We start from the raw sequence: 1,808 nt of genomic DNA, 5'->3' as shown, positions 1-1,808 counted from the left end.
GACGTGGTGCCGACCCCGACCGAGATCGACCGCGCCCTGAACAAGCTCGAATCGGCGGCACGCGAGCGCGGCGCGGCTGTCGGCACCGCCTCCGCCCTGCCCGTCTCGATCGACCGCATCGGCGCATGGACCAAGACATTGGGCGACCGGGGTATTCTTTTGGTGCCATTGACAACCGCGATGCTGAAATCAAAATCCAGCTAAATCAACGGATTGGTACGGCACGGGTCCTCGCGGGGCCATTCGCGCCCTACCAACAGCATGCGAGAGGTCTGGCGGAATGGCGCGTTACGAGGATCTGCCCTACCGGACCTGCGTCGGAGTGATGCTGATCAACACGAAAGGCCTGGTGTTCATCGGCCGCCGCGCCGGCGGCATCGAACATGTCGACGACACCCATGTCTGGCAGATGCCGCAGGGCGGCGTCGATCCCGGCGAGGACACCTGGGAGGCCGCCAAGCGCGAACTCTATGAAGAGACCAGCGTGCGTTCGGTCGAGCGGCTCGGCGAGGTCCCGGACTGGCTCACTTACGACATTCCTCGCACGGTGGCCGGGCGCGCCTGGAAGGGCCGCTACCGTGGCCAGCGGCAGAAATGGTACGCGGTGCGCTTCACCGGCAAGGACAGCGAGATCAACGTCGAAAAGCCCGGCGGCGGCGGCCACAAGGCCGAGTTCGTAAACTGGCGCTGGGAGCCGATGCACAATCTGACCGGGCTGATCATTCCCTTCAAGCGCCCGGTCTATGAGCGCGTGGTGCAGGAATTTTCCGCGCTGGCGGATGAATGATTTGCATCGTCATTCCGGGGCGTGCGAAGCACGAACCCGGAATGACGAGATTCCGGGTCTGGTCCTTCGGACCATCCCGCAATGACGATCAAAGAAGCAACCGCATGTCGAATGAAAAGCCCTACCGCCCCAATGTGGGCATCGCCCTCTTCAATGCCGATGGCCGCGTGCTGATCGGCCACCGCTTCAAGGGTGATGGGCCCGAGATCATCCTGCCGGGGCTCGACTGGCAGATGCCGCAGGGCGGCGTCGATGAGGGCGAGAACTTACGCGATGCCGCGATGCGCGAGCTCTGGGAGGAGACCAGCGTCGTCAGCGCGGACTATCTCGGCGAGACCGACTGGTTGACCTACGAATTCCCTCCTTACGACGGCCCGCAGACGCACCGGCTGGCGAAGTTTCGCGGCCAGCGGCAAAAATGGTTCGCGCTGCGCTTCACCGGCCGCGACGACGAGGTCGACCCGCTGACACCGCGCAACGGCCAGCCCGCAGAGTTCGACGCCTGGCGCTGGGAGCGCCTCGACCGCGTCGCCGACGTCGTGGTGCCGTTCCGGCGTGAGGTTTATCACGCGGTCGCCGAGCGGTTTGCGGTCTTCGCAAACTGAAACCGCGAAAACAACCCCATGCACAGTAGAACGGGGTTTGAAGTCGTTGGAGAATTTCCGCCGGAGATTTGCGCGTGAGGCACCGTTCTCGCTAGCAAGACTGCCACCGCTTGCTCCGCTGCGCTCCCTCCCCCGCTTGCGGGGGAGGGTTGGGGAGAGGGTATCCCCGCAACCGAGACCCCCCAAGAGGAGAGAGCCCTCACCCGGCGCGTTGCGCCGACCTCTCCCGCAGGCGGGAGAGGTGCACCGAGCCCGCAGCTGCTTGATTCAACCTAAGCACATTCCAGGCTAATTGATCGGTCCCACCGTGAACGGACCGATGGCGAGGACGTGGCAATCGCTGTCGCGCTTGGCGCAGTCGGCGAGCGCGGAGTTGACGGCGGTCTGCTCGTCGGCGGCCTTGAGGCCGAGGCCCG

Annotated in this window: 3 protein-coding genes; all 3 read left to right on the top strand. The window is 64.9% G+C overall.

What is annotated here, in order from left to right; all coding sequences use genetic code 11:
• Positions 1-204: divergent polysaccharide deacetylase family protein (locus MOV75_RS36665; protein ID WP_247007822.1), on the top strand; the 204-nt coding region annotated here is incomplete at its 5' end.
• A gap of 76 nt (positions 205-280) precedes the next feature.
• Entirely contained in the window at positions 281-787 is a 507-nt protein-coding gene (locus tag MOV75_RS36660) for an RNA pyrophosphohydrolase (RefSeq protein WP_246930272.1), read from the top strand.
• Between the two features lie 104 nt (positions 788-891).
• On the top strand, positions 892-1,392 hold the full coding sequence (locus tag MOV75_RS36655) for an RNA pyrophosphohydrolase (protein ID WP_246930270.1): 501 nt from the start codon (positions 892-894) through the stop codon (positions 1,390-1,392).
• Positions 1,393-1,808: the final 416 nt, after the last annotated feature.

This window comes from Bradyrhizobium sp. PRIMUS42 (genome assembly GCF_023006515.1).
Taxonomy (GTDB): domain Bacteria; phylum Pseudomonadota; class Alphaproteobacteria; order Rhizobiales; family Xanthobacteraceae; genus Bradyrhizobium.
Note: the sequence above shows the minus strand (reverse complement) of the source record. Positions and strands in the feature narration are given on the sequence as shown.